The sequence below is a fragment of the Nonomuraea maheshkhaliensis genome (genome assembly GCF_039529435.1).
Taxonomy (GTDB): Bacteria; Actinomycetota; Actinomycetes; order Streptosporangiales; family Streptosporangiaceae; genus Nonomuraea; species Nonomuraea maheshkhaliensis.
In genome coordinates this window covers 1-4,139 of the sequence record NZ_BAAAMU010000263.1, presented here as the reverse complement: position 1 = coordinate 4,139, position 4,139 = coordinate 1, and the positions used below count along the sequence as shown (strand labels likewise).

At 76.3% G+C, this 4,139-nt stretch carries 5 protein-coding genes; all 5 read right to left on the bottom strand.

The features are described 5' to 3' along the window. Nucleotides 1–495 (bottom strand): glycosyltransferase (locus ABFX54_RS56050; protein WP_346115514.1); only part of this gene is annotated, 495 nt, incomplete at its 3' end. Next, nucleotides 486–1,616 carry a GNAT family N-acetyltransferase gene (locus tag ABFX54_RS56045; protein WP_346115513.1) on the bottom strand — a complete coding sequence of 377 codons (1,131 nt, stop codon included), beginning with the start codon at nucleotides 1,614–1,616 and terminating at the stop codon, nucleotides 486–488. The genes ABFX54_RS56050 and ABFX54_RS56045, both read right to left, overlap by 10 nt. Beyond that, the gene (locus ABFX54_RS56040; RefSeq protein ID WP_346115512.1) at nucleotides 1,613–2,188 is read right to left on the bottom strand and encodes a hypothetical protein; all 576 of its coding nucleotides are present in this window, start codon (nucleotides 2,186–2,188) and stop codon (nucleotides 1,613–1,615) included. The genes ABFX54_RS56045 and ABFX54_RS56040 overlap by 4 nt, the downstream gene beginning before the upstream one ends. Continuing rightward, on the bottom strand, nucleotides 2,185–3,279 hold the full coding sequence (locus ABFX54_RS56035) for a glycosyltransferase (protein ID WP_346115511.1): 1,095 nt from the start codon (nucleotides 3,277–3,279) through the stop codon (nucleotides 2,185–2,187). Before ABFX54_RS56035 ends, ABFX54_RS56040 begins: the two co-directional genes overlap by 4 nt. Continuing rightward, nucleotides 3,276–3,968, bottom strand: a complete 693-nt coding sequence (locus tag ABFX54_RS56030) for a polysaccharide deacetylase family protein (RefSeq protein WP_346115515.1) — start codon at nucleotides 3,966–3,968, stop codon at nucleotides 3,276–3,278. The genes ABFX54_RS56035 and ABFX54_RS56030 overlap by 4 nt, the downstream gene beginning before the upstream one ends. Nucleotides 3,969–4,139 lie beyond the last annotated feature (171 nt).

The following is a 4,139-nucleotide window of genomic DNA, read 5'->3' as shown; positions in this document are numbered from 1 at the left end:
CACGAGACGGCCGCGTACGCCGTGCCGCCCGGCCAGGCCGGCCTCGCCGGCGCCCACGCAGATCACCCTGTCGGCCCAGCGCGCGGCCAGCCGTTCCCAGGCGAGCGCCGCGGCGGCGTCGGGGCCGCGTACCGCGAGCCAGGACCAGCCGTGCGGCTGGAAGAGCGTGGGCACCCGGCCCCTGAGCACGGCCCGGCCGGTCAGCCCCGCCTTGGACGAGTGCAGGTGCACGACGCCGGGGGCGAAGTCCCTGACGATCCCGGCCAGCCCGGCCGCCCGTACCAGATCGGCCGGTCCGGGGGCGCGGCCCGCCGTCCAGGGCAGGCACGGCACGCCGGAGCCCGTGAGCTCGTCGAAGAGCCGCCCGGAAGGAGGGCAGGCGACCGCGACCCGCCAGCCCCGCCGCGCCTGGTCGGCGGCGGCCGTGGCCACGTACGCCCCGACCCCGCCGTCCACCGGCTGCGTGACGTGCAGGACGCCCGGCCTCACTGCCATGCCGCCACCTTCCGCGCCAGCCGCGGGCAGCGCCGCTTGACCAGCTCCCGGCCGGCCGCGCGCGCGTTCGCGGTCGCGGCGTAGGCGGCGGCGCGCAGCCCGCGCCCGAGCATCACCCGCTGGTTCACCACCGCCTCGCAGCCGAACTTCGTCTTGTACGGCTCGTCGCCGCGCAGCAGGCTGAGCGTGGGACGGCCGATCCGGTGGGTGAGCGCCAGGTTGTGCCGCAGCAGCATGGTGAGCACGTCGGCCTCGGCGCGCAGGTCGGGATGGGCCCCGTACAGGTAACCGCCCACGAAGTCCTTGCCGACCAGCACGAAGTCACAGGCCATCAGGCGTCCGCGGACCCGGTACTCCGTCAGCGTCGCCTGGTTCTCCACCACCAGCGTCCGCACCGCTCTGGCCAGGTGGTCGCGGAAGCGCCGTTCCGTGTGCTGGATGTTGATCGCCCGGCTCTCCCACTGCATGGCGTGCAGGCGCAGCAGCTCGGCCACCGACCCCTCGACCTGGTCCGCCCCGACCTCGACCGCCTGCACGTTCAGCGCGTCGATCTTGCGCAGCGCGTGCCGCAGCCGGTGCGCCCGGCGGCTGTTCAGCCCGGCCAGCACCTGCTCGATCGGCTGCCCCGGCAGTTGCAGGCAGGTGGAGGCGGGCAGCGACCAGGCCCTGCCCTCCCACAGCTCGGCCAGCCTGCGCACCGTCGCGCCCGGCCGTGCCTCCGGCAGGTCCATCACGTCCCAGCCCGGCTGGGCCAGCATCCCGGCGCGCAGCTCGCGCAGGCCGGCGTCGCCTTCGAGGTCGTCCACGACGATGTCGGTGAAGTCGGCCTGGCCGGCGCCGACGGGGGTCAGCACCCGGCAGCCACCGCGCCGCTCCAGCAGGAACGGCGCCGCCGCCACCAGCCGCCCGCCCCGGCGGGCCAGGAAGAGGCGCAGCCGCCCCGGGGTCCCGTACGCCCGCCACCAGGAGCACAGCCAGCCGTAGGACTGGAACGGCGTGGCGGCCGAACTGCGGGCGTACAGGTCCGTCCAGTCCGCGGACAGCGCGGCCAGGTCGCCGTCCTCCCTGACCACCTGCACCGTCAGCCCCGCGCGCGAGGTCCGCGAGGGCGCGGCGCTCACGCGGAAGCCCCGATCGGCTCGGGCAGCGGCTCGCGTACGGGGCGGCGGTTGGCCGGCGGCGCGGCCAGCCGGAGCAGGCCGCCCAGGAGGACGGCGCCGCAGCCGCCCACGGCCAGGTTGACCAGCGGCACGGGAGCGGAGGGACGGCTGGGGGAGGAGGCGCCGGCGAAGGGGGCCAGCCGCACGTGGGTGTCGGTGGAGTGGGCGCCGGCGTACGCGATCAGGGCGGTCGCCAGCCGGTCGGCCCGGCCGGTGGCCTCCGCCGCGGTCGGAGCCGCCGCGGTGAGGCGGATCAGCGGGGCGTCGGGCGAGGCGGCCACGCTCACGCCGCTCAGGTCGGCCGGGGCGCCGCCGAGCAGGCCGGACAGCGCCGCCACCCGGGCGTAGGCGGCGGCGTAGTCGGACGCGCGCGTCGCCTCGCCGCCCGCCACCACGACGACGTAGGCGTCCGAGGTGTAGACGACCTGCCCGGCCAGGGTGTACGCGAGGCCGCCGAGCAGCCCCGTCGTCAGCGACAACGGCAGCCACCAGCGCGACAGCAGGCCCGTGAGCCGGGCCGGGGTCCTGTTCATGGTTTCTCCTCCTCGGGTGCCGCGCCCAGCAGGCGCAGGTAGAGCGACTCCAGCCGGTCCGCCTGGTGGCGGACGTCGTAGCAGCGGACGGCGTCAGGCGGGGGGAGCCGTTCCGGTGGCCGGGCGGCCAGCTCGGCCAGTTCGGTGGCCAGCCGGTCCGGCACGACCCGTCTCGCGCCCGGCGCCGCGCCCGGCGGCAGGTCCTCGACGGCGGGGCACGCGCCGTACAGGACGGGCAGGCCGGAGGCCAGCGCCTCGACGACCGCCAGGCCGAACGCCTCCTCCGCCGAGGGCGCGGCCAGCACGTCCATCGCCGACAGCAGGGCGGGCACGTCGGTGGACTCGCCGGCGAAGATCACCCGGTCGCCCGCCCGGCGGGCCAGCCGGCGCAGCCGCGGCTCGCACGACCCCGTGCCGACCAGCAGCAGCACCGCCCCGTCGAGTGCCGACACCGCCTCCACCAGCAGGTCGAAGCGCTTGCCCGGCTCCAGCCGGCCGATCCCGCCGACCACGAAGGCGCCCTGGTCCACGCCGAGCCGCTCCCTGGTACGGCGGCGCAGCTCCGCGTCGAAGACGAAGGCCGCGCCGTCCACGCCGTTCGGGATCACCACGATGCGCGAGCGCGGCACGCCCCAGAGCGACAGCCGTTCGGCCACCGTGGGCGACACCGCCACGGTCGAGTGCCCGAGCAGCTCGCTGGCCAGGTAGAGCGCCCTGACCGGACGGGTGAGCCGGCGTCCCTCGATGTGCTCGTGGCCGATCGAGTGCTCCGTCGCCACGATGGCCGGCACGTTGGCCAGCCGCGCCGCCAGCCTGCCGTACACGCAGGCCCGGTACAGATGGGTGTGCACCACGTCGTAACGCCGCCTGCGCATGAGCCGGGCCAGCCGCCCCACCGCCCGCAGGTCCGTGTTGCCGCGCATGCCGATCCGGTGCACGGGCAGGCCGTCGCGCTCGATGGCGTCGGCCAGCACGCCGCTGCCGGTCAGCACCGCCACCTCGCACCTGGCCCGCAGCCGGGGCAGCAGGACGCGCAACTGCTGCTCCGCGCCGCCCGCCGCCAGCCCGGTGATGACGTGCAGGACCCTCACCGGCCCCACCTGACCCGGTGGCGCGCCCGCTTGACGCTCAGCCGCAGCCCGCCGTCGCGGTCGCCGACGTAGGTCCTGGGCAGCAGGTGCCTGCCGGTGAGCGGGCCGCGCCAGATCGCGCAGGCGTAGCCGTACCCGGCTGCCTGGACGGCGCTCACCTCCCGGGCGCCGGCGTGCCCGTACGGGTAGCAGAAGCCGCTCACCTCGTCGCCGAGCACCTGCTCCAGCGTGGCCTTGCTGGCGGTGACCTCGTGACGGAGCTCGGCCTCGCTCAGGCCCGCGAGCGAGCGGTGCCCGGCCGAATGCGAGCCGACCTCCATGCCCAGGCTCGCCGCCCGGCGCACGCCGTCGGCGTCCATCAGCCGTTTGCGCGGGCCACCGGCGTCCCAGCCGTTGTGGCCGCCGAGCAGCTCCGACACCACGAACACCGTCGCGGTGAACCGGTGCCTGAGCAGCAGCGGGACGACCTCGCCGAGGAAGTCGTCGTACCCGTCGTCGAACGTCAGCCCGACCAGGCCGCGCGCGGTCCCCTCCGCCTGGCGGTGCAGCAGCTCGCGCATCGAGACGCCGGTCAGGCCGCGCCGGGCCAGCCAGCCGAGCTGTCTGGCGAAGCGGCCGGGGGAGACGGTGACGCGGAACGGGTCGCTGTCGTACCTCTCCACGGAGTGGTACATGAGCACGAGCGGCATGGCGGTCACGCGCCACCTCGCAATCTGGTCGGCCGGGTGTCTCCGGTGAGCGTGGCCAGGGCCCCGGTGCTCACCGCCACGGCGCAGAAGGCGCCGGTGATCACGGCGCCCGTCAGGGCCAGGGCGAGCGGCTGCGGGAGGACCGCCAGCGCGGCCCGCGCCGCCCAGCCG

Bases quoted from the DNA above. Each gene is read 5' to 3' on its own strand.
- ABFX54_RS56030 (WP_346115515.1), bottom strand. From the start codon at position 3,968: ATGCCGCTCGTGCTCATGTACCACTCCGTGGAGAGGTACGACAGCGAC.
- ABFX54_RS56040 (WP_346115512.1), bottom strand. From the start codon at position 2,188: ATGAACAGGACCCCGGCCCGGCTCACGGGCCTGCTGTCGCGCTGGTGG.